Origin of the sequence: Actinomyces sp. HMSC08A09, from assembly GCF_001807465.1 — a bacterium.
Classification (GTDB): domain Bacteria; phylum Actinomycetota; class Actinomycetes; order Actinomycetales; family Actinomycetaceae; genus Actinomyces; species Actinomyces oris.
Window position 1 is genome coordinate 24,445 of record NZ_KV789157.1, and the last position, 20,218, is coordinate 44,662.

The window sequence follows — 20,218 nt, forward strand, 5'->3', positions numbered from 1 at the left end:
CGTGGGGCTCGTCGCGGGTGTTGACCAGGGCGCGCCGCCCGGTGGTGTCGGCCGAGGTCAGGGCCTGCAGGTGGGGGGCGCGCGGTGACAGGCCCCAGGCGGTCTCCTCCCCCTCACCGCGGCCGCCCTCGTTCGGCTCCGTCGGGCCGCCTGGCAGCGGGCGCCCGGAGCCGACCAGCACGGGGCGCGTGGCCAGGAAGGAGGTGAGGACCGCCATGGTGGTCTCACTGCTGGCGGCCGATGCGTCGTCGGTGGCATCGAGCAGGCTGCGGGGCACGGAGTAGCTCTCGTGGCAGCCGTAGGTGTGGCCGGCGGAGTCGGTGTTGTTGGCCAGGAGGTGGAAGCGGACCGCGGTCCCCTCCTGGGAGAGGCCCGCGGCGGCACGCGTGGCCATGTCGGCCAGGATCGCCCGGCCGGCCTGGTCCTGGGCGACGAGGTCGCGCACGCTCACGCACTCGGCGGTGGCGTACTCGGGGTGGGCACCGATGTCGAGGTAGAGGCGCCCACCGTTGGGCAGGAAGAGGTTGGTGCTGCGGTAGCCGACCGGCCGGTGACGGAAGATGAGCGCCGCCGCCCGCTCGACATCCGGCAGGTCGCTCTTAATCGCTTCCGGCGGCCCGGCGGGGGCGCACAGGACGCCGAACTCGGTCTCCAGGCCGGTGACGCGCGGCCCCGGGGCGCTGGCCCTCACTGGCCGCCCTTCTGGACGAAGCCGCGCACAAACTCCTGGGCGTCAACGGCCAGGACATCGTCGATCATGTCCAGCACCGAGTCCAGGCCCTGGCCCCGGGCAGGGCCTGCGGGGCCGGGGGTCGGGTCGTCGTCGGGGGCGGGATCGTCCTGGCGGCTGCGGGACGGCTGGGCGAACTCACTCATGTCTGCTCTCCTGACAGGGCGGCGGATGTGGTCACTGCTTCGGTGGCTCGCCCCGGGTCGCCGGGACGCTCGCCCGTGAGGCGCGCGAGGACCTCGACGACGTCGGCGGCGTCCTTGAGGGCCGGCACCGTGGCGGTGCGGGTGAAGGCCAGGGTGTCGGTCAGGGGCAGGCGGCGCTGGGCCCTCTCACCGGTCTCCAGGACCATGGAGTGCCAGCCGGCGGCGACCACCTGCCCGGGGAAGTCGCTCACGAGCCTACCTCTCAGCCAGGCCCGGGTCGTGGTGGGCGGCTCACCGAGGGCCGTCTCCACCACCTCGTCACTGAGCCCGCCTCGCGCGTCGACGCCGGCTGGCACCCGCTCGGCCAGGCCCCTCCCGGCCGGTGAGAGCTCGGACCAGGCCAGGTCGACGGCGTGGAGGACGTCGTGTCCGCCGGTGCCGGGATGGCGGCGGGCGGTGGCGTCCAGGAGCTGCTTCTTGGCGACCCACTCCAGGTGCCCGGCCGCTCCTTGCGACTCCCCCGGCTCGTGGCCGCCGGCGCACTGGGCCTGCAGCTCGCGAAGGGAGGCCAGTGAGGCCTCCCAGAAGGCGAGGATCGCGCCGGTCTCGGCGCCATCGGTGTCGGCGCCGTCGGCCAGCACGGCCAGATCCGGGCGCAGGGGGTCGCCTTCCGGCGCCGGCACGGGACGGCCGTGGTCCTTCAGGTGGCTGCGCACCGTCTGAAGGTAGTGCTCCAGGATCTCCAGGGCGCTCAGACGCCGCCCGTCGGCCAACTCCAGCCTGCTTTGAAGCCGGGTGTCACGGGAGACGTCTCGGGCCTGGGCCACGGGGTCGGCCAGGCGCAGACGGCACCAGGCGGCGGGGACGCCGTCGGCCATCACCTGCAGGACGAGGGCGGTCATGCCGAGCTTGAGCCAGGCGATGGTGTCGAAGCAGTTGGCGTCGCCTGCCACCAGGTGGAGACGGCGCCAGCGCTGGGGGTCGGCGTGGGGCTCGTCGCGGGTGTTGACCAGGGGGCGGTCCACCGTGGTGCCCAGGCCGACGACCTTCTCCAGGTAGTCGGCCCGCTGACTGATCTGGAAGTCGGCGCCCTGGCCGACAGCGCCGGTGCCGACCCGGCCCGAGCCCACCAGGAGCGGGCGGACCACGAGCAGGGGGACCAGGGCCTGAACGAGGTCGTCGAAGTCGAGGGCGCGGGGCACGAGGTAGTTCTCATGGGTGCCATAGGTGGCGCCCTTGCCGTCGACGTTGTTCTTGAACAGCCGGGCCTTCACTCCCCCGCGACGCAGCCGCTCGGCTCCCCTGGCTACCAGGAGGTCCCCCACCCGGTCCGCCAGGACGGCCTGCGCGGCACCGGTGCACTCAGGTGTGGCGTACTCGGGGTGGCCATGGTCCACATAGAGGCGCCCGCCGGTGCCCACGCAGGTGGCGGTGCCGCGCTGCCAGGCCTCCTCCTGGGCGGTCAGGCGCACGACGGCGGTGGTGCGCACCCGTCCGGGGACGGGGGCCTCGACGGAGGCGGCTCCAGGGATGTCGGTGAGCATGGAGGGGTCGGCCGCGGCGCGGTCCATCTCGAAGCCGCGGGCGTCTCGCAGGGGGTACTCCCCGGAGTAGTCCCAGCGCACTCCCCGACTGCGCCCCGCCTCGCCCTCGGCCTCCAGGCAGGCGGCCACGACGTCCTCGGGCTCGGCTCCGAGGATGCCGTACTCGGTCTCCAGGCCCATGACCGTGACCTCACGGCCGGGGATCCGATGGGTGCTCGCCGGCGCCACGGCACTCACTCCTCCCGCGAGCGCTGGAGCACGCTCATGGAGACCACCGGCGTGCCGCGCCTCCCGCTGACGCGGGCCCAGTCGTCGGGGTGGACGGTGGCGGGCAGGCCCTCGTTCTCCATGATCTCCTCGATGACAGCGCGGCGCAGGTGCTCGGACGTCAGGCCGCGCCTGCCCTTGGTGACCAGGTCCTTGACGGCTGCCTTCTTGGCGCGGTCGACGATGTTGGCGAGCATGGCGCCGCTGACGAGGTCGGCGACGTGGAGGATCTCGACCTGCCCGTCGGCGCGGGTGAGCTCGACCATCTCGGTGGCGTGGCGGCGGGTGTAGAGGGCCTCGATCACCTGCTCGATGAGGGCGTCCACCGCGCCCTGCGCGTCGCCGTGTGCCGCCAGGAGCTCCTCGCTGATGGGGAGGTCGGGGGTCAGGTAGGTTGCCAGGATCTCGGCGGCGCCGCGCCGGTCCGGCCGGCCGATGCGGATCTTGACGTCGAGGCGGCCCGGCCGCAGGATCGCCGGGTCGATCATGTCCTCGCGGTTGGTGGCACCGATGACCACGACGTTGTCGAGCTCGTCGACGCCGTCGATCTCGGCGAGCATCTGCGGGACGACGGTGGTCTCCACGTCCGAGGAGCGCCCGGACCCGCGGGTGCGGAACAGGGAGTCCATCTCGTCGAAGAAGACGACGACGGGCACGCCGGTGGCCGCCTTCTCACGGGCGCGGGCGAAGATGACGCGGATGCGCCGCTCGGTCTCCCCCACGTACTTGTCCAGCAGCTGGGGGCCCTTGATGTTGAGGAAGTAGGCCTCGCCGCGCCCGCCGGCCCCCAGGGAGGCGGCGACGGCCTTGGCGATGAGGGTCTTGCCGCATCCGGGCGGCCCGTAGAGCAGCACCCCGCGCGGCGGGGTGAGCCGGTGCTCGCGGTAGAGGTCGGGGTGGAGGAAGGGCAGCTCGATGGCGTCGCGGATGAGCTCGATCTGCTCGCCCAGTCCCCCGATGTCGCCGTATCCGACGTCGGGCACCTCCTCCAGGACGAGCTCCTCGACCTCGGAGCGCACCACGGGACGCAGCGCCATGCGCACGGCCAGGTCGGCCACGAGGGCGTCACCGACCCGAGGGCGGTGGTCGCTCAGGGTCTCCGAGAGGCTGAGGACCTGCTCCTCGTCGTGACGGGCCAGGACTAGGACGGTGCCGTCGTCATAGGTCTCCTTGACGGTGACGACCTCCCCGAAGCGCGGCGAGGGGCAGGTGGCGATGATAACGAGGTGCTCGTTGAGGACGACGTCGTCACCCGGGTGGAGGGAGGAGGACACGACGCCGGGTCCCACGCCCACCCGGTGGCGCCGCCCGGCGATGGAGACGTCGGCGGTGCGCGCGCCTGCGTCCACGGCCAGGACGGTGGCGTGCGCCAGGGGCGGGAGCTGGAGGGCCTTGATGTCCTCGTGCAGGGCCGCCAGCTCCTGGCGCGCCGCCCTGAGGGCGTTGGCCAGGTGGGTGTTCTTGCGGCTGAGGACGCCGGCGTGCTCGCTGAGCTCCCGCAGGCGCTCGGTGACGTCCCCTCCGGGCTGGCCGCCTGCCTGCGCTAACGGGGCCTGGGAGACGCCCGTCAGCGTCTGCGCCACTGGGTCCTTGTGCTCCACCGGTTCCTCATCCATGCGCGTCCTCCTCGACTGCGGCTCGGGGCCGCTGCGATCCCCTTCGATCCATATTGGTACAAGCGTACCAATCCGCGCCCGTTTCGTAACCCGTATCCGTATCTACGAGTCAGGCGGAGCGGCGTTAACGCCCGCCGACCTCACACCGCAGCCGGTCGAGGCCCTGGGCCACGCCGTGACAGAATCGACCCATGTCTGAGATCCCCACGAGCCACTCCGCTCCCCCGTCATCGTCCAGCCGTCTGCTGCCCTCCGAGCCCCACAGCCCGCGAGTGCCGGCCAAGGTGTCGACCGACGGCCTGGAGACCACCTGGGGCGAGCGCTGGGAGTCCGAGGGGACCTACGCCTTCGACCGCAGCGCCGAGCGCGCCGAGGTCTTCTCCATCGACACTCCGCCGCCGACGGTCTCCGGCTCCCTGCACGTGGGGCACGTCTTCTCCTACACGCACACCGACACCGTGGCCCGCTTCCAGCGCATGCGCGGCAAGGCGGTGTTCTACCCCATGGGCTGGGACGACAATGGCCTGCCCACTGAGCGCCGCGTCCAGAACTACTTCGGGGTGCGCTGCGACCCCTCCCTGCCCTACGACCCGGACTTCACTCCACCGCACACCGGCGGGGAGGGCAAGTCGATCAAGGCCCGCGACCAGGTGCCGGTCTCGCGTCGCAACTTCGTGGAGCTGTGCGAGCGCCTCACGGTGGAGGACGAGAAGCAGTTCGAGGCCCTGTGGCGTCGCCTGGGGCTGAGTGTGGACTGGTCGCACACCTACCAGACCATTGGCGAGCGGGCCCGCAAGGTCGCCCAGACCGCCTTCCTGCACAACCTCGAGCGCGGGGAGGCCTACCAGGCCGCGGCGCCCGGTCTGTGGGACGTCACGTTCCAGACGGCGGTGGCTCAGGCCGAGCTGGAGTCTCGCGAGTACCCCGGCTTCTACCACCGCCTGGCCTTCCACATCGTCGATGAGGCCGCCGCCGCCAAGGCCGAGGCCGCCGGCGCCCCGGTGGAGAACGGCGTCGACGTGTGCATCGAGACCACCCGTCCCGAGCTGCTGCCCGCCTGTGTGGCCCTGGTGGCCCACCCCGACGACGAGCGCTACCAGCCCCTGTTCGGCACCACCGTGTCCTCCCCCGTCTTCGGCGTCGAGGTGCCGGTCCTGCCGCACCCGGCCGCGGAGAAGGACAAGGGCGCCGGCATCGCCATGTGCTGCACCTTCGGTGACACCACGGACATCGACTGGTGGCGCGACCTGCAGCTGCCGCTGCGAGCGATCCTGCGCAAGGACGGGCGCATCGAGACCGAGACCCCCGAGTGGATCACCTCCCCGGCCGGCCGTGAGATGTACGAGGCCATGGCCGGCAAGACCACCTTCTCGGCCCGTGAGGCCCTCGTGGCCCGCCTGGCCCAGACCGGTGAGATGCGCGGCGAGCCCGTCAAGACGGTGCGTCAGACCAACTTCTTCGAGAAGGGCGACAAGCCCCTGGAGATCGTCACCTCCCGCCAGTGGTACATCCGCAACGGCGGCAAGGAGTGGACGAACCCGGCCTCCGGCACCGACCTGCGCGAGGAGCTGCTCGCGCGCGGCCGCCAGCTGGAGTTCCACCCCGACTTCATGCGCGTGCGCTACGAGAACTGGGTGCGCGGCCTCAACAACGACTGGCTGGTCTCGCGTCAGCGCTTCTTCGGCGTCCCCTTCCCGCTGTGGTACCAGGTCGGGGCCGACGGCGAGGTCGACTACGACGCGATCCTGACGCCGGCCGAGTCTGAGCTGCCCGTGGACCCCTCCTCCGACGTCCCGGCCGGCTACACCGAGGACCAGCGCGGCGAGCCCGGTGGTTTCGTCGGCGAGCTCGACATCATGGACACCTGGGCCACTTCCTCCCTCTCTCCCCAGCTGGCCTCGGGCTGGCTGAGCGACGAGGACCTCTTCGGCCGGGTCTACCCGATGGACCTGCGCCCGCAGGGGCAGGACATCATCCGCACCTGGCTGTTCACCACGGTGGTGCGCGCGAACCTGGAGTTCGCGGCCCTGCCGTGGACGAATGCCGGCCTGTCGGGCTGGATCCTGGACTCCGACCACAAGAAGATGTCCAAGTCGAAGGGCAATGTCGTCACCCCCATGGGCCTGCTGGAGCAGTACGGCTCCGACGCCGTGCGCTACTGGGCCAGCTCGGCCCGCCTGGGCCTGGACGCAGCCTTCGAGGAAACCCAGATCAAGATCGGCCGTCGCCTGGCCATCAAGGTCCTTAACGCCTCCAAGTTCGCCCTGTCCATGGGGCTCCCCTGGGACGCCGACGAGGCCACTGTGGCCGCGGCCCCCGCCCCCTGCCTGGACGCCTCGGTGGTCAGCGAGCCGATCGACCGTGCGGTCCTGGCGGCTCTGGCCGACGTTGTCGACGCCGCCACGGCGGCCTTCGAGGAGTTCGGTCACGCCCGGGCCCTGGAGGTCACCGAGTCCTTCTTCTGGACCTTCTGCGATGACTACATCGAGCTGGTCAAGGACCGGGCCAATGACTTCGACGGATCTCACGACGCGGCCGCCGTCCGCTCGGCGCGGGCGACGCTGGCGATCGCCGTGGACACCTTCGTGCGCCTGCTGGCCCCCTTCCTGCCCTTCGCGACCGAGGAGGTGTGGAGCTGGTACCGCACCGGCTCGGTGCACCGGGCCGCCTGGCCGCAGTCCGATGGTCTGCGGGAGGCCTCCGCCGGGGCCGACGCCGAGCTGGTGGCCCGTGCGGGAGTCGCCCTGGCGGCACTGCGCAAGGTGAAGTCGGAGGCCAAGACGAGTCAGAAGACGCCGATCCTCTCAGTGGCGCTGGCCGTTGCCGCCGACCGGCCCGAGTACGCCGAGGCCATCGAGGCGGTTCGTGCGGACCTGACGGAGGCCGCCAAGGTGACCGGCCCCTTCACCGTGGAGCAGGCCGCCCCGGCAGCCGACTCGGTTGAAGGCGCCTCCCCGGTGACCGTGACCGGCGCAGAGCTCGGCGAGGCCCCGGCCAAGAAGAAGTGAGCCGCGAGCACCCGGTCCTGTGACGAACGGTGGCGCCGTCTCCCTTGGGCGGCGCCACCGTCGTCGTCGATCTGCTCAGCGCTCCCTGACGACGGTCTCATACACTCGTCTCGATGACGATCAGCCTGAAGCCCCTGGATGCCGCCGACCGCGAGTCCTTCATCGCCGACCTGCAGGAGGCCTTCGAGCACTTCGTAGGCGACGCACGAGACTCATTCATCGACACATCCCTGCTCGAGGACGGAACCGTCTACCCAGCCGCCTCTCCGATCCTTCCGCGAGAGGACATTGAGGAGTCACTCAGCAGGTCCGATGCCCAGGCTCTACGCATCATTGAGAACGGCACTGCGGTCGGCGGCGTCATGCTCTCAGTGAAGGGAGATCGCGGAGAGATCGAGATTCTCGCGATCAATGCGAGCGCGCACGGACGCGGCATCGGCGCACGCGCTTGGACCGCCATCGAGGAGGCGTACCCCGATGTGCGGGAGTGGGAGCTGGTGACCCCTTACTTCGAGGTGCGCAACATCCACTTCTACGTCAACAAGTGCGGTTTTCACATCGTGGAGTTCTTCAATGAGCACCACCCCGCCCCCTCCGACTCGGGCATGGACAAGGACCTCTCCTTCCGATTCGTCAAGTATGTGGGGCTCCCGGAGTAGGGGGACGCAATCCGTAGCGGCTCCGGCTATTCCTGATGGCGCGCCGTGGAGCCGCGGTCGGTGAGGACGGCGGGCATGAGCCCGCGGTGCTGGGCCGGGTCCGGTTCTCCTCTGAGGCACCTCAGCAGGAGCGAGCCCGCCTCGGCCCCCAAGGACCCCCGGTCCACGCTGAGCTCGCTGAAGGCCTCCCCGTGGCGGCCGTTGCCCTGGGTGATCCCGAGGGTGAGCACGGACAGGTCCGCGGGAACGGACAACCCGTTGGCCTGCGCCGCGCAGGCCAGTCCCACCACAGCGGCGGGGTTGTTGGACAGGACGGCGCTGCACCCCTCGATGAGGCCGCCGGCTCCCACGATCTCGGCGCCGGCCAGCGCCGCCTCCGGCACCTGACGCACCAGGACCTCCACCCCCAGCTCCTGCGCGGCGCGCAGGAGCTCGCGGGCCTGGTCCTGGCGGGCGTGAGCGTCATCGGATGCGGTCTCCCGCATGAGCGCGACGATGCGACGGTGCCCGAGTTCGGACAGATGATCCACGCCGGCGCGGGCCATCTGAGCGAAGTCCGCGTCAATGCCGGGCGCCCCACCGGCGCGATCCGAGGAGCCAATGAGGACGGTGGGGACCTTCTCCTCCAGCAGCATCGCCTCGCGCTCATCACCGTCAGCCACGTCCATGAGAACCACCCCGCCCAGGGCGCCGGAGCGCACGAGCGAGCGCAGCTCGATCAGCGGTGCCGAGGAAGTCATGACCGGGATGACGACCTGGATTCCGCTGGGTTTCAGTGCGCGACGCACACCATCGACGTAGTCCAGGTCGTTGGCGTCGATGGTGGAGCGCTGGCGCCGGAAGAGGACTCCTACGGTGCGCAGCACCGGCGAGGCCAGTGAGCGGGCGGCGGTGTTGGGGTGGTAGTCGAGGTCGCGCACGGCCCGCATGACCCGCTCCCGCGTGCTCGAGCTCGTCGAGCGTTGACCGCTCAGGACGTAGGTGACGGTCGAGGGCGACACCCCCGCCGCCCGGGCCACATCAGCGCGGGTCGCCGCCATCGGTTCCTCCGGCGGAGACATCCAGCCAGCAGGCGCCGTTGGATGGTACGACGACGGCGCCCGCAGCCTCCACGGCATTCGCTGCAGTCGACCCGTCAGTCTCGCTCCGGCGCCAGGAGGTGATGAGGGGCCTGCCGGCCCCCTTGATCGTCACCGGCTGCTCGGTGGTGTTGAGGACGATCGCGGTAATGCCGTTGCGCAGGTGCAGGACCCCGGGGTCACTGTCCAGCCACTCCACTGACCCGCGCCCGAGTCGGAGCTCGCGGCGCAGGGCGATGGCCCGCCGGTACAGGGTGAGGGTGGAGTCCTCGCGTCCCTCCTGGGCCTGGGGCGAGTACTCGCCCCAGCCCTCGGGTTGAGGCAGCCAGGTACGGCCGGTGGCGTTGTAGCCGTAGGAGGCCCCGTCCCGCGTCCAGGGCAGGGGGACCCGGCAGCCGTCGCGCCCCGGTACGAGGTGGTTGGTGCGCTCCCACAGGGGGTCCTGGCGGGCCTCGTCCTCCATGGTGGTGTGCTCGGGCAGTCCGAGCTCCTCGCCCTGGTAGAGGTAGGCGCTGCCGGGCAGCCCCAGCATGAACAGGGTGGCGGCGCGCGCCCGGGCCAGGCCGAGATCGGCGTCGGGCTGGGGGTCCTTGGGGCCGATCCCGGGGTCGGTGTCCATGTCGGCGGGGTAGGCCAGGCGGGAGGCGTGGCGCACGACGTCGTGGTTGGACAGCACCCAGGTGGCGGGCGCGCCCACGGCGCCGTACTCGCTCAGGGAGACGTCGATGACGCGGCGCAGCGCGTCGGCGTCCCATCCGGCACCCAGGAAGGGGAAGTTGAAGGCCTGGCTCATCTCGTCGGCGCGCACGTACTGGGCGGCATCGGCCTCCGTGGGCACCCAGGCCTCGGCGACCAGGAGGATGTCCTCGCCGACCTCGTCCAGGACACGGCGCCACTCACGGTAGATGTCGTGGACCCCGGGCTGGTTGAAGGCGGGTCCGACATCGGGCAGCTTCTCATGGGCCGCGTCCTCATCCGGGGAGCCGGCGACGTTCCACCGGTCGGGGCCGAGGTCGTCGTCGGGCAGGCCCTCGGCCTTGACCAGACCATGGGCGACGTCCACGCGGAAGCCTTCGATACCACGCTCCACCCAGAAGCGCAGGAAGGTGCGGAAGTGCTCGTGGACGTCCGCGTTGGACCAGTTGAAGTCGGGTTGCTCGGCTGCGAACAGGTGGAGGTAGTACCAGCCCCGGTCCTCACTGCGGCCGGTGAGCGGCTCCACCGGCTGCCAGGCCGGCCCGCCGAAGAGCGAGCCCCAGTTGTTCGGGGCGCCGTCGTCGCTGTGGCGGAAGATGTAGCGGTCGCGCTCGGGGGACCCCGGACCCGCCTCCAGGGCGGCGCGGAACCAGGCGTGCTGGTCGGAGGAGTGGTTGGGCACCAGGTCGACGATGACGCGGATGCCGGCCTCATGGAGGTCGGCGATGAGGGCGTCGAGATCCTGCAGGGACCCATACTCGGGAGCCAGGTCGAAGTAGTCCGAGACGTCGTAGCCGGCGTCGACCTGGGGCGAGGGGTAGAAGGGCGAGAGCCACACGGCGTCCACGCCGAGCGCCACCAGGTGGTCGACGTGCTCGCGGATCCCTTGGATATCACCGATACCGTCGCCGTTGGCGTCGGCGAAGGAGCGCGGGTAGATCTGGTAGATGACAGCATCGCGCCACCAGGCGTCGGTGTCGGTGCGCGGCAGGAGGCCCTGCGGGCGGGCACTGGTCGGGGTCATGAACGGGTCCTAGGTCGGGCCGCTGCGCTGCGGCCAGGTGGATGAGACGAGGAATGGGGAGCGGGAGGCAGAGGCAACCCGCGTCGTCCCGAACGATCTCTGTGGGGCGGCAACGCGGTGGTGCCGCCCCACAGAGACGAACGGGTGATGGGAGGGCTCTCCGGCGAGCCAGGCCCAGGGCTGCGGCTGCCCTACTGCTTGAGTCCTCCTGCGGCCAGTCCTGCCACGATCCGCCGCTGGAAGAGCAGCACCATGATGACCAGCGGTAGCGTCATGATGACTCCGGCCGCCATCTGGGAACCGAAGGGCGTATCGAATTGGGACTCCCCGGTGAACTTCGACAGGAGCACCGTGGCGGGCTGCATGGTGGGGTTGACGATCATCGTGACGGCCACGAGGAACTCGTTCCAGGCGCCGATGAAGATGATGATGGCGGTGGTGAAGATTCCCGGCGCGGCCAGCGGGAGGATGACCTTGCGGAAGGCCTGGCCGGGGGTGCACCCGTCGACCATGGCGGACTGCTCGAGCTCCTGGGGCATCTGCCGGAAGAAGCTCGTCAGGTTCCACACCGCCAGCGGCAGTGAGAAGGACAGGTCCGGGACGATCATCGCCTGGTAGGTGTCCGTCCAGCCCCAAGCGGCGAAGTTCTTCAGCAGGGGCACGATGATGGCCACGAGCGGGAACATCGAGGTGGCGATGATGAGGAGCATCAGCACCCCCTTACCCCGGAAGTCGAGGCGCGCCAGGGCGTAGGCGGTGAAGGTCGCCACCGCCAGCGCCACGATCGTCACGATGATCGAGACGACCAGGGAGTTGATGAGACCGTTGGCGAAGTCGTTCTTCTCAGAGAAGACCGCCTTGTAGTTCTCGAAGGAGGGGTGGCGGGGCCACCAACTGTTCTCGAAGATCTCCTTGTCGTTGCGCAGCGAGGAGACCAGCATCCAGTAGAAGGGCGCCAAGCAGTAGATGACGATGAGGACGATACCGACGGTGGAGAAGAGGCTTCCCCAGTCCCTCTTGGTCTTGCGGACAGGTGCGGCGGTGGAGGTGCTCATGCCTGCTGGCTCCTTTCAGTAGCCGTCTGAGAGGCCGGGGTGGAGGAGCCGGAGCGCTTGAAGAAGGCGCTGACCGGCAGCTTGCGCTCATTGCGCTTGCGCCGAGCCTCGTCGTTGCCGCTGATGTCAGTGTTGGTGATCTTCAAGAACGCGACCGCGAAGACGAAGACATACAGGAACAGGATGAGGGCATAGGCCGCGGCACTGCCGTAGCGCGAGTTGGAGCTCTCGTCCTGGACCAGCATGGAGAGGGTCTCCACGCTGCCCTTCCTGGGGCCGATGAGGATGTAGGGCAGGTCGAACATACGCAGGGCGTCCAGGGCGCGGAAGACCACGGCCACGACGAGCGCGGGCTTGACCAGTGGCAGGGTGATGGAGGTGAAGCGCTTCCAGGCGCTGGCGCCGTCGATCTTGGCGGCCTCGTACACCTCATCGGGGATGAGCTGAAGCCCGGCCAGGGTGAGCAGCCCGATGTAGGGTGCCGTCTTCCACACGTCGGCGATGATGATGGCCGCCTTGGCACTCAGGTCCCCCGAGGCCCACATGACGTGCCGTCCCAGGATGGCGTTCGCAACGCCGTTCTGGTTGAAGATCCAGCCCCACAGGATGGCGGAGACGGCGGTGGGAATCGCCCAGGGCACGAGGATGGAGGCGCGCACGATGCCGCGCCCCTTCATCGCCTTGTGCATGATGAGCGCCATGGCCACACCCAGAACGGTCTCCAGGACCACGGTGACCACGCCGAAGAGGGTCGTGTTGTAGAAGGCGACCCAGAACCGCTCACCGGCGCTGGAGAAGATGTCGGTGTAGTTCTTCAGGCCCACGAAGGGCTCGATGGTGGAGAAGAAGCCGTTGTCCTCAAGCCGGGGCCGCCCGAAGAGCGACTGGTAGAGGGACTGCGCGATGGGGATGAGGATGACGATCGTCAGTACCAGCACCGTGGGCGAGATGAGTATCCAGGCCAGACGGGCCTGGGCCTTGGAGCTCTTGGACTGGTGATTGACGACTTGTTCGGAGTGCGTCGTTGTACTCATGACTGTCCTTTGACCGTCCTTACTGACATGACCGGGTTCACGAGGGGCCGCCGCAAGGCGGTCACCGTATCGGGACTCTTAGCCCTCCAGCTTCTTCAGGCTGCTGCTCAGGCCGGCGATGACGTCCTTGGCCGCCCTGCCCCCCGGCTGCTGGATCGCAGGGTAGATGCTGTCCTGAATCTTGGCGGTGACGTCGCCGTAGTAGACGGCCTTGGGACGGCTCTTGGCGTTCTCGAGGCTCTTCTTGAGAATCGGCAGGTAGGGGAATTCCTTGAGGAGCTCGGGGTCGTCGTAGAGGGATCCAAGGATCGGAGCGTTCGCCTGGGCCTTGAGGGAATAGCGCTGGGAGTCCTCGTTGATCCACCACTTGAGGAACTTCAAGGCGGTTGCCTTGTTCTTGGAACCCTTGGTGATGGCGCAGTTGTGCCCACCCAGGGTCGGCACGAATGGCTTGCCATCGATGCTCGGCAGGGCGGCAACGTCGAACTTGTCCGGCCCCAGGGACTTCTTGTTGTTGGCGTACTGGTAGGGCCACTGACGGTAGAAGAGGAGGTCGCCCTTCTCGAAGGTGTTACGACCGTCCTCCTCCTTCCACTCCAGGGACTCCTTGGGGATGTAGCCCTGGGAGAAGCCGTCGATGAGCCACTGCAGGCCGGCGACCGACTCGGTGGAGTCAACGATGACCTGGGCGTCGTCGTTGTAGAACCCACCTCCGGCGGTGTGGATGAACTCCGAGGCGCAGCAGGTCAGCCCCTCATACTTGGCGAACTGACCGCCGAACCCACCAATGTTCTTGTGCTCGGGCAGAGCCCGGACCTTGTCGATGGCAGCCTTGACCTCCTCCCAGGTCGTGGGGACCGCGACGCCGGCCTGAGCCAGGAAGTCCTTGCGGTAGAACATCACCGGCGCATCGGTGGCATGGGGGACGGCGAAGAGCCTGTCCTTGTAGAGGCCTGTCTTCCAGACGGGTTCCAGGATGTCGTCATTCTTGAGCTCGTCCTCGGGCAGCTCGACCACCCACCGGTTGGCGGCGAACTCGGAGACCCAGACATTGTCCAGGGAGACGACGTCGTAAGCGTTGGAGTTGATCCTGACGGCATTGATGAACGAGGTGCGCTGCTGGTCGGCCTCGGCGGAGAGCTCAATGAGCTTGACCTCCTCACCGGGATGAGCCTTGTTCCACTCATCGATCCTGGCCTGCACCTTGCCACCCGAGTTGTCCTTGCCCTGGACCCAGGTGATTGGTCCAGTGCCTTCGAAGGTGACGGGACCGTCGTCGTCTCCGCGGGAGGTGGAACAGGCCCCGACGGAGGCCAGCACCGCAGCCAGGGCCGAGCCCTGGATGAACTGACGACGGGGTAGGGGTGTCATGTGTGTTTCCTCCTTGAAACTGCTGCGAAGCCCACCGGCTCCGTTCCGGAAGGACCCACATTGTCGACGCGCGTCGACTAGGGCATGAGAGGCACGTTACACATCGGCAACTACCCGGTCAAGTGATTCTCACTCGCCGTCTCGGAATCCTTGAGAGGAACCTCCGAACCGCAGGCTGCCCTCCCACCACCCGCACCCCGTGATCCCCACGAGACCACCGCGTACCGCATGTGAAAACCTCCACAGCACCGCTCTCCTTCTCTCACCTCAACGGTGCGCCGCCCTGACCGTCGCCTGACACAATGAGGCCGTGAGCTCTCACCCCTCCTCGCCCCAGGCCACCAGCACCAGGCCGCCGCGCTATCCCGGCCACATGGCCGGCGGGGTCTCCGGCACTGACATCCCCTTCCAGCCCGAGGCGCACTGGTCGGTTCCGTGGCTGCTCGCCGACCGCATCGCCCGCAGCGGTGACCGGCCGCTCGTGGCCCGCAAGTCGCCGGTGTCGGGGGACTGGCAAGAAGTCTCGGCCCGAGCCTTCGGCGAGGAGGTAGCTCACGTGGCCGCGGGTCTCATCGGCATGGGGCTCGAGGCGGGCACCACCGTCGGCATCATGGCGCACACCTCCTACGACTGGTTCCTCCTGGACATGGCCATCGCCCGCGCGGGCCTCATCTCCGTGCCCATCTACGAGACGAGCTCGGCCGAGCAGGTCGAGTGGATCGTCACCGACGCCGACGTGCGTGTGGTCATCACCGAGAGCGGCACACTGGCCGAGCTCGTGCGCGGCGCCGTCGCCGGTATCGAGCAGCCGGTGAGGGTCCTCGCCCTGGACGCGGACGCGATCACCACCATCGTCCAGGCGGGCTCGGGCGTCAGCCCCTCCCAGGTCGACCAGCGCTCCAACGCCCTCACGGTCGACGACGTCTACTCCATCATCTACACCTCCGGCACCACGGGCCGCCCCAAGGGCGTCGAGCTCACCCACCGCAACGCCGTCGGCATCCCGTATCACGGGGTGCGCTACCTGCCCGGAGTCCTGTGGGGCACCAACGTGCGCCTGCTGCTGTTCCTGCCGCTGGCACACGTCTACGCCCGCTGCCTCCAGCTGCTGTCCCTGGCCGGCGAGGGCGTGCTGGGCCACACCCCCGACGCCAAGACCCTCCTGCCCGACCTGCAGTCCTTCGCTCCCTCCTACATCCTGGCCGTCCCACGCGTCCTGGAGAAGATCTACAACGCCGCCGACGCCAAGGCCGGCAGCGGCGCCAAGCTCAAGCTGTTCCGTTGGGCCGCCAAGGTCGCCATCGCCTACTCCCGCGCTCTGGACACCCCTCAGGGCCCCTCCCGCGGCCTGCGTCGGGCGCACGCCATGGCCGACCGTCTCGTCTTCCGCAAGATCCGGGGACTCATGGGGCCCAACGCCCGTTTCATCATCTCCGGCGGAGGGCCGCTGGGGCAGCGCCTGGGGCACTTCTACCGTGGCCTGGGCCTGGCCATCCTGGAGGGCTACGGCCTGACCGAGACCATCGGCCCGGTCAGTGTCAACACCGACTGGCTCAACAAGATCGGCACCGTCGGTCCGCCCGTCTGCGGCAACGAGATCCGCATCGGTGAGGACGAGGAGATCCAGGTCCGCGGTATCGGAGTCTTCTCCACCTACCACAACAACCCCTCGGCCACCACCGAGGCCTTCACCGCCGACGGCTGGTTCCGCACCGGTGACATCGGCGCCCTCGACGAGGACGGCTACTTGCGCATCACCGGACGCAAGAAGGAGCTCATCGTCACCGCCGGAGGCAAGAACGTCGCACCCTCCCAGCTCGAGGACCGCCTGCGCGGCCACCCGCTCATCAGCCAGGTGCTCGTCATCGGGGACGGGGAGCCCTTCATCTCCGCCCTCATCACCCTGGACAAGGAGATGCTCCCCCAGTGGCTGCGCAACCACGGGCTGGCGGCGATGGACGTGGTTGAGGCCTCCTCCCACCCGCAGGTGCTCGCCGCCCTGGACCGGGCCGTGGCGCGCACGAACCGCGCGGTCTCGCGGGCCGAGTCGATCCGTACCTTCCGGGTGCTGGCCACCGACTTCACCGAGGCCAACGGCCTGCTCACCCCATCGCTGAAGGTCAAGCGCGGCCCGGTCATGGAGGCCCACGCCGACGTCATCGCGGAGATCTACAGCTCCACGCGCAAAGGACCGCAGGAGTAAACGGGAGCAAACCTCGCCGGCGGCCTCGGGCGGGCATACTTGCCACCATGACCGACGCCTCAGTCCGACCGGCCGACCCCAGCCCCTCCGTCTCCTCCGAGGAGCACACCACCGAGCTCCTGGTCCCGGTTCACGACGGCATGACGACGCCCTGGGCGCTGGCCGAGCGCGTGCGCCGCAGCCCCGACGGCGGGCTCATCGCCCGCAAGTCCCCCTTAGGGCGGCGCTGGCGGGAGATGAGCGCCAGCGCCTTCCGCACCCAGGTGCGCGAGGTGGCCGCGGGTCTGGTGGCCCGAGGTCTTCAGCCCGGAGACGCCATCGGCATCATGTCGCACACGTCGTACGAGTGGACGCTTCTGGACTTCGCCGCCTGGGAGGCGGGCCTCGTCGTCGTCCCCGTCTACGAGACCTCCTCAGCCGAGCAGGCCCGGTGGATCCTCACCGACGCCGGCGTCAGGCTCATCGTCGTGGAGAACGAGGCCATGGCCTCCATGGTCGGCGCACTGACCTCCACCGTGCCCGAGCTCGAGAGCCTGCAGGTGCTGTGCATCGAGCGCGAGGACGTCCTGGGGCTCATCAAGGCGGGTCGAGGCGTGGATGCCGGCGAGCTCGACCGGCGCACCGCGGCCCTGACCTCACAGTCCCTGGCCACCATCGTCTACACCTCCGGCACAACCGGCCGCCCCAAGGGCGTCGAGCTCAGCCACGGCAACCTCGTGCACCTGTGCGTCAACGTCTGCCCGCACGTGCCCGAGGTCCTGGGCGGGGCCGAGGTCCGTTTCCTGCTGTTCCTGCCCCTGGCCCACGTGCTCGGCCGGTTCGTGGAGATCGCGGTCGTCTGCTCGCGCGCGGGCGTACTGGGGCACGTGCCCGACGTCCGTAATCTCCTCAACGACCTGGGCTCCTTCCGGCCCACCGCGGTCCTGGCCGTCCCCCGGGTGTTCGAGAAGATCTATAACGCCGCCGATGCCAAGGCGACCGGCGCCAAGCAGAAGGTCTTCCGCCTGGCGGCCAAGACCGCGATCGCGTACTCCCGGGCCCTGGACACCCCGCAGGGCCCGTCACGCCGGCTCAAGGCTCAGCGCGCCGCCTTCGACAAGCTCGTCTTCTCCACCCTGCGCTCCGTACTGGGCGGGCAGGTCACGCACGTGGTCTCCGGGGGCGGGCCTTTGGGCGAGCGCCTGGGGCACTTCTACCGCGGCGCCGGAGTCACCGTCCTGGAGGGCTACGGCCTGACCGAGACCATGGGCCCGTGCAGCGTCAACCTGCCCCAGGCCACCCGGATCGGGACTGTGGGCACCCCGCTGCCCGGCTGCTCGCTCCGCCTGGACGACGACGGGGAGATCCTGGTCCGGGGCATCGGCACCTTCACGGGCTACCACAACAACCCCGAGGCCACGGCCGAGGCCTTCACCGATGACGGCTGGCTGCGCACCGGGGACATCGGCTCCTTCGAAGGTACCGAGGGCTTCCTGCGGATCACGGGGCGCAAGAAGGAGCTCATCGTCACCGCCGGTGGGAAGAACGTCGCCCCGGCCCCTCTGGAGGACCGCCTGCGGGGTCACCCGCTGGTCAGCCAGGTACTCGTCGTCGGGGAGAACCGTCCCTGCATCGGTGCGCTACTCACCCTGGATGCGGAGATGCTGCCACTGTGGCTGTCCTCCCACGGCCTGGAGGAGATGACCGTCGTCGACGCCGCCCGGGACCCGCGGGTCCGCGCCGCCCTGGAGAAGGCGGTGGCCCGGGCCAACGAGGCGGTCTCACGGGCGGAGTCAATCCGCACCTTCGAGGTGCTGCCCACGGACTTCACCGTGGCCAACGGCTTGCTGACCCCCTCGCTCAAGGTACGCCGCGCCGAGGCGGAGAAGCGCTTCTCGGCCGAGATCGAGGCTCTCTACACGCGCACGCCGCTCATCCCCGGCACCACCGTCTCACCGTCGCAGGACTGAAGGCCGCCGTGAGAGCCCACCGGGCTCGGCCCGCCGGCTGCTCCGGGGCCATCCTTCTGGCCCGCCTCAACGGCTCGTGTCGCTGCGAGTCACCGAGAGCTCACCTGACCGGATACCTCCGGCGGTTCCTACAGTTCGGTCTGCTTGGCCCGCTCGGCCTCGTGGTCGTCGCGGATCTCCTCGTGGTGCTGGATGACCTCGGCGACGATGAAGGTGAAGAACTTCTCGGCGAAGATCGGGTCCAGGCCGGACTCCACGGCCAGGGACCGCAGACGCGCCACCTGCTGCCGCTCGCGCCCGGGGTCGGCCGGCGGCAGGTCCAGTTGGGCCTTGAGCAGGCCCACTTGCTGAGTGCAGCGGAAGCGCTCAGCCAGGAGATGGACGAGGGCGGCGTCGAGGTTGTCGATGGTGGCCCGATAGACGGCCAGCTGAGGGGGGACGCCGCCCTGCTCCTCGCTCATGCGGTCCGGCTCCGCTCCCCCATCTTGTTCGTCGAGCGCAGCGTTCCCGAACCGGACTGGTAGCTGGGCTTGCCGGTACCCCTGACGGCATCGGCGTCGACGACGACGCGCCCGACCTCAGGCAGGGAGGGAACCTCGAACATGGCCTGTCCCAGGACCTCCTCGACGATGGAGGTCAGTCCCCGGGCGCCGGTCTTGCGCTCCAGAGCGAGGGAGGCCACCGCCTCAATAGCGGCATCGGTCAGCTCGAGTTCGACGCCGTCGAGACTGAAGAGGTACTGGTACTGAGAGACCAGAGCGTTCTTGGGCTCGGTCATGACGCGCACGAGCTCACGCACCCCCAGGTCCTGAACCGTGGCGATGACGGGCAGGCGGCCGATGAACTCGGGGATGAGGCCGAACTTGTGAAGGTCCTCGGGGCGCACCGGTGAGGTGAAGACGTCCTGCGATCCTGTGCTGCCGGTCAGCTGCGCCCCGAAGCCCACCATCTGGGCCCCGGACTCCTTGCGCTGACGCTGGCGCACGATCTCCTCGATACCGGCGAAGGCGCCTGCGGCAATGAAGAGAATATTGGTGGTATCGATCTCCAGGAACTCCTGGTGCGGGTGCTTGCGCCCGCCGCCGGGCGGCACGGAGGCCGTCGTCCCCTCAATGATCTTGAGCAGGGCCTGCTGGACGCCCTCACCCGAGACGTCGCGGGTGATCGACGGGTTCTCCGCCTTGCGACCGATCTTGTCGATCTCGTCGATGTAGATGATGCCCTTCTCAGCGCGCTTGACGTCGCCGTCGGCGGCCTGGATGAGCTTGAGGAGGATGTTCTCCACGTCCTCGCCGACATACCCCGCCTCTGTCAGAGCCGTGGCATCGACGATGGCGAAGGGGACGTCGAGGAGGCGGGCCAGGGTTCGGGCCAGGTGAGTCTTACCGGTTCCGGTGGGCCCCAGCAGGAGGATGTTGGACTTGCCCAGCTCAAGGCCGTCCCCCTCGGCCACGGAGCGCTCCTTGACCTGGACGCGCTTGTAGTGGTTGTAGACCGCCACGCTCATGGCGCGCTTGGCAGCCTCCTGACCGATGACGTACTGGTTGAGGAAGTCGAAGATCTCCTGGGGCTTGGGCAGCTCGAGAGGAACTCCGGCGCCTGAGTCGCTCAGCTCCTCGTCGACGATCTCATTGCACAGCTCGATGCACTCGTCGCAGATGTAGACACCGGGCCCGGCGATGAGCTTCTTGACCTGCTTCTGGCTCTTGCCGCAGAAGGAGCACTTGAGCAGATCCACACTCTCAGCGTTACGTGCCACAGTTTCCTCCAGGTTCGTCATCGGCCCCCGCGCCCGGGCGGCCCTGCGTCAGCCTACGGGCTCAGACGGCAGGTGCGC

At 69.1% G+C, this 20,218-nt stretch carries 15 protein-coding genes; 4 read left to right on the plus strand and 11 right to left on the minus strand.

Annotation, left to right across the window (positions count from 1 at the left end; all coding sequences use genetic code 11):
• The 4 genes from HMPREF3165_RS13970 to arc all read right to left on the minus strand — a co-directional run.
• Positions 1-691 (minus strand): proteasome accessory factor PafA2 family protein (locus HMPREF3165_RS13970; protein ID WP_256275307.1); only part of this gene is annotated, 691 nt, incomplete at its 3' end.
• Positions 688-876: a ubiquitin-like protein Pup gene (locus tag HMPREF3165_RS11895; protein ID WP_070513814.1), complete on the minus strand. Its 189-nt coding sequence runs from the start codon at positions 874-876 to the stop codon at positions 688-690. The genes HMPREF3165_RS13970 and HMPREF3165_RS11895, both read right to left, overlap by 4 nt.
• Positions 873-2,648, minus strand: a complete 1,776-nt coding sequence (locus tag HMPREF3165_RS11900) for a proteasome accessory factor PafA2 family protein (RefSeq protein ID WP_256275308.1) — start codon at positions 2,646-2,648, stop codon at positions 873-875. Before HMPREF3165_RS11900 ends, HMPREF3165_RS11895 begins: the two co-directional genes overlap by 4 nt.
• Positions 2,649-2,653: 5 nt before the next feature.
• Positions 2,654-4,303 carry a proteasome ATPase gene (gene arc, locus HMPREF3165_RS11905; protein ID WP_070513816.1) on the minus strand — a complete coding sequence of 550 codons (1,650 nt, stop codon included), beginning with the start codon at positions 4,301-4,303 and terminating at the stop codon, positions 2,654-2,656.
• Between the two features lie 191 nt (positions 4,304-4,494).
• On the opposite strand from arc, the gene valS reads away from it, so the two are divergent.
• Positions 4,495-7,311 (plus strand): valine--tRNA ligase, encoded by a 2,817-nt coding sequence (valS, locus tag HMPREF3165_RS11910; RefSeq protein WP_070513818.1) that lies wholly within the window; start codon positions 4,495-4,497, stop codon positions 7,309-7,311.
• A gap of 113 nt (positions 7,312-7,424) precedes the next feature.
• Entirely contained in the window at positions 7,425-7,970 is a 546-nt protein-coding gene (locus HMPREF3165_RS11915) for a GNAT family N-acetyltransferase (RefSeq protein ID WP_070513820.1), read from the plus strand.
• Positions 7,971-7,996: 26 nt separating this feature from the next.
• On the opposite strand, the gene HMPREF3165_RS11920 is transcribed toward HMPREF3165_RS11915, so the two are convergent.
• From HMPREF3165_RS11920 to HMPREF3165_RS11940, 5 genes are all read right to left on the minus strand, one after another.
• The gene (locus HMPREF3165_RS11920) at positions 7,997-9,010 is read right to left on the minus strand and encodes a LacI family DNA-binding transcriptional regulator (protein ID WP_070513822.1); all 1,014 of its coding nucleotides are present in this window, start codon (positions 9,008-9,010) and stop codon (positions 7,997-7,999) included.
• Positions 8,991-10,769 (minus strand): glycoside hydrolase family 13 protein, encoded by a 1,779-nt coding sequence (locus HMPREF3165_RS11925; RefSeq protein ID WP_070513824.1) that lies wholly within the window; start codon positions 10,767-10,769, stop codon positions 8,991-8,993. The genes HMPREF3165_RS11920 and HMPREF3165_RS11925 overlap by 20 nt, the downstream gene beginning before the upstream one ends.
• A 191-nt stretch (positions 10,770-10,960) precedes the next feature.
• Positions 10,961-11,824: a carbohydrate ABC transporter permease gene (locus HMPREF3165_RS11930; RefSeq protein WP_010613521.1), complete on the minus strand. Its 864-nt coding sequence runs from the start codon at positions 11,822-11,824 to the stop codon at positions 10,961-10,963.
• The gene (locus HMPREF3165_RS11935) at positions 11,821-12,858 is read right to left on the minus strand and encodes a carbohydrate ABC transporter permease (protein ID WP_010613520.1); all 1,038 of its coding nucleotides are present in this window, start codon (positions 12,856-12,858) and stop codon (positions 11,821-11,823) included. The genes HMPREF3165_RS11930 and HMPREF3165_RS11935 overlap by 4 nt, the downstream gene beginning before the upstream one ends.
• Positions 12,859-12,936: 78 nt before the next feature.
• Positions 12,937-14,229: an ABC transporter substrate-binding protein gene (locus tag HMPREF3165_RS11940; RefSeq protein ID WP_070513826.1), complete on the minus strand. Its 1,293-nt coding sequence runs from the start codon at positions 14,227-14,229 to the stop codon at positions 12,937-12,939.
• 310 nt (positions 14,230-14,539) lie between these two features.
• On the opposite strand from HMPREF3165_RS11940, the gene HMPREF3165_RS11945 reads away from it, so the two are divergent.
• Together HMPREF3165_RS11945 and HMPREF3165_RS11950 are read left to right on the plus strand one after the other, a co-directional pair.
• The gene (locus HMPREF3165_RS11945; protein ID WP_070513828.1) at positions 14,540-16,432 is read left to right on the plus strand and encodes an AMP-dependent synthetase/ligase; all 1,893 of its coding nucleotides are present in this window, start codon (positions 14,540-14,542) and stop codon (positions 16,430-16,432) included.
• 47 nt (positions 16,433-16,479) lie between these two features.
• Positions 16,480-18,381, plus strand: a complete 1,902-nt coding sequence (locus HMPREF3165_RS11950; RefSeq protein WP_070513830.1) for an AMP-dependent synthetase/ligase — start codon at positions 16,480-16,482, stop codon at positions 18,379-18,381.
• 128 nt (positions 18,382-18,509) lie between these two features.
• On the opposite strand, the gene HMPREF3165_RS11955 is transcribed toward HMPREF3165_RS11950, so the two are convergent.
• Both HMPREF3165_RS11955 and clpX read right to left on the minus strand, forming a co-directional pair.
• Entirely contained in the window at positions 18,510-18,842 is a 333-nt protein-coding gene (locus tag HMPREF3165_RS11955) for a chorismate mutase (RefSeq protein WP_070513832.1), read from the minus strand.
• Positions 18,839-20,140: an ATP-dependent Clp protease ATP-binding subunit ClpX gene (clpX, locus tag HMPREF3165_RS11960; RefSeq protein WP_003786598.1), complete on the minus strand. Its 1,302-nt coding sequence runs from the start codon at positions 20,138-20,140 to the stop codon at positions 18,839-18,841. Before clpX ends, HMPREF3165_RS11955 begins: the two co-directional genes overlap by 4 nt.
• Between the last annotated feature and the right edge of the window lie 78 nt (positions 20,141-20,218).

What these genes read in the sequence shown, in the direction of transcription:
- HMPREF3165_RS11935 (WP_010613520.1), bottom strand. Translation starts at nt 12,858, where the DNA reads ATGAGTACAACGACGCACTCCGAACAAGTCGTCAATCACCAGTCCAAG.
- HMPREF3165_RS11955 (WP_070513832.1), bottom strand. Translation starts at nt 18,842, where the DNA reads ATGAGCGAGGAGCAGGGCGGCGTCCCCCCTCAGCTGGCCGTCTATCGG.
- arc (WP_070513816.1), bottom strand. Translation starts at nt 4,303, where the DNA reads ATGGATGAGGAACCGGTGGAGCACAAGGACCCAGTGGCGCAGACGCTG.
- HMPREF3165_RS11930 (WP_010613521.1), bottom strand. Translation starts at nt 11,824, where the DNA reads ATGAGCACCTCCACCGCCGCACCTGTCCGCAAGACCAAGAGGGACTGG.
- HMPREF3165_RS11925 (WP_070513824.1), bottom strand. Translation starts at nt 10,769, where the DNA reads ATGACCCCGACCAGTGCCCGCCCGCAGGGCCTCCTGCCGCGCACCGAC.
- HMPREF3165_RS11950 (WP_070513830.1), top strand. Translation starts at nt 16,480, where the DNA reads ATGACCGACGCCTCAGTCCGACCGGCCGACCCCAGCCCCTCCGTCTCC.
- HMPREF3165_RS11915 (WP_070513820.1), top strand. Translation starts at nt 7,425, where the DNA reads ATGACGATCAGCCTGAAGCCCCTGGATGCCGCCGACCGCGAGTCCTTC.
- valS (WP_070513818.1), top strand. Translation starts at nt 4,495, where the DNA reads ATGTCTGAGATCCCCACGAGCCACTCCGCTCCCCCGTCATCGTCCAGC.
- HMPREF3165_RS11895 (WP_070513814.1), bottom strand. Translation starts at nt 876, where the DNA reads ATGAGTGAGTTCGCCCAGCCGTCCCGCAGCCGCCAGGACGATCCCGCC.
- HMPREF3165_RS11940 (WP_070513826.1), bottom strand. Translation starts at nt 14,229, where the DNA reads ATGACACCCCTACCCCGTCGTCAGTTCATCCAGGGCTCGGCCCTGGCT.
- HMPREF3165_RS11920 (WP_070513822.1), bottom strand. Translation starts at nt 9,010, where the DNA reads ATGGCGGCGACCCGCGCTGATGTGGCCCGGGCGGCGGGGGTGTCGCCC.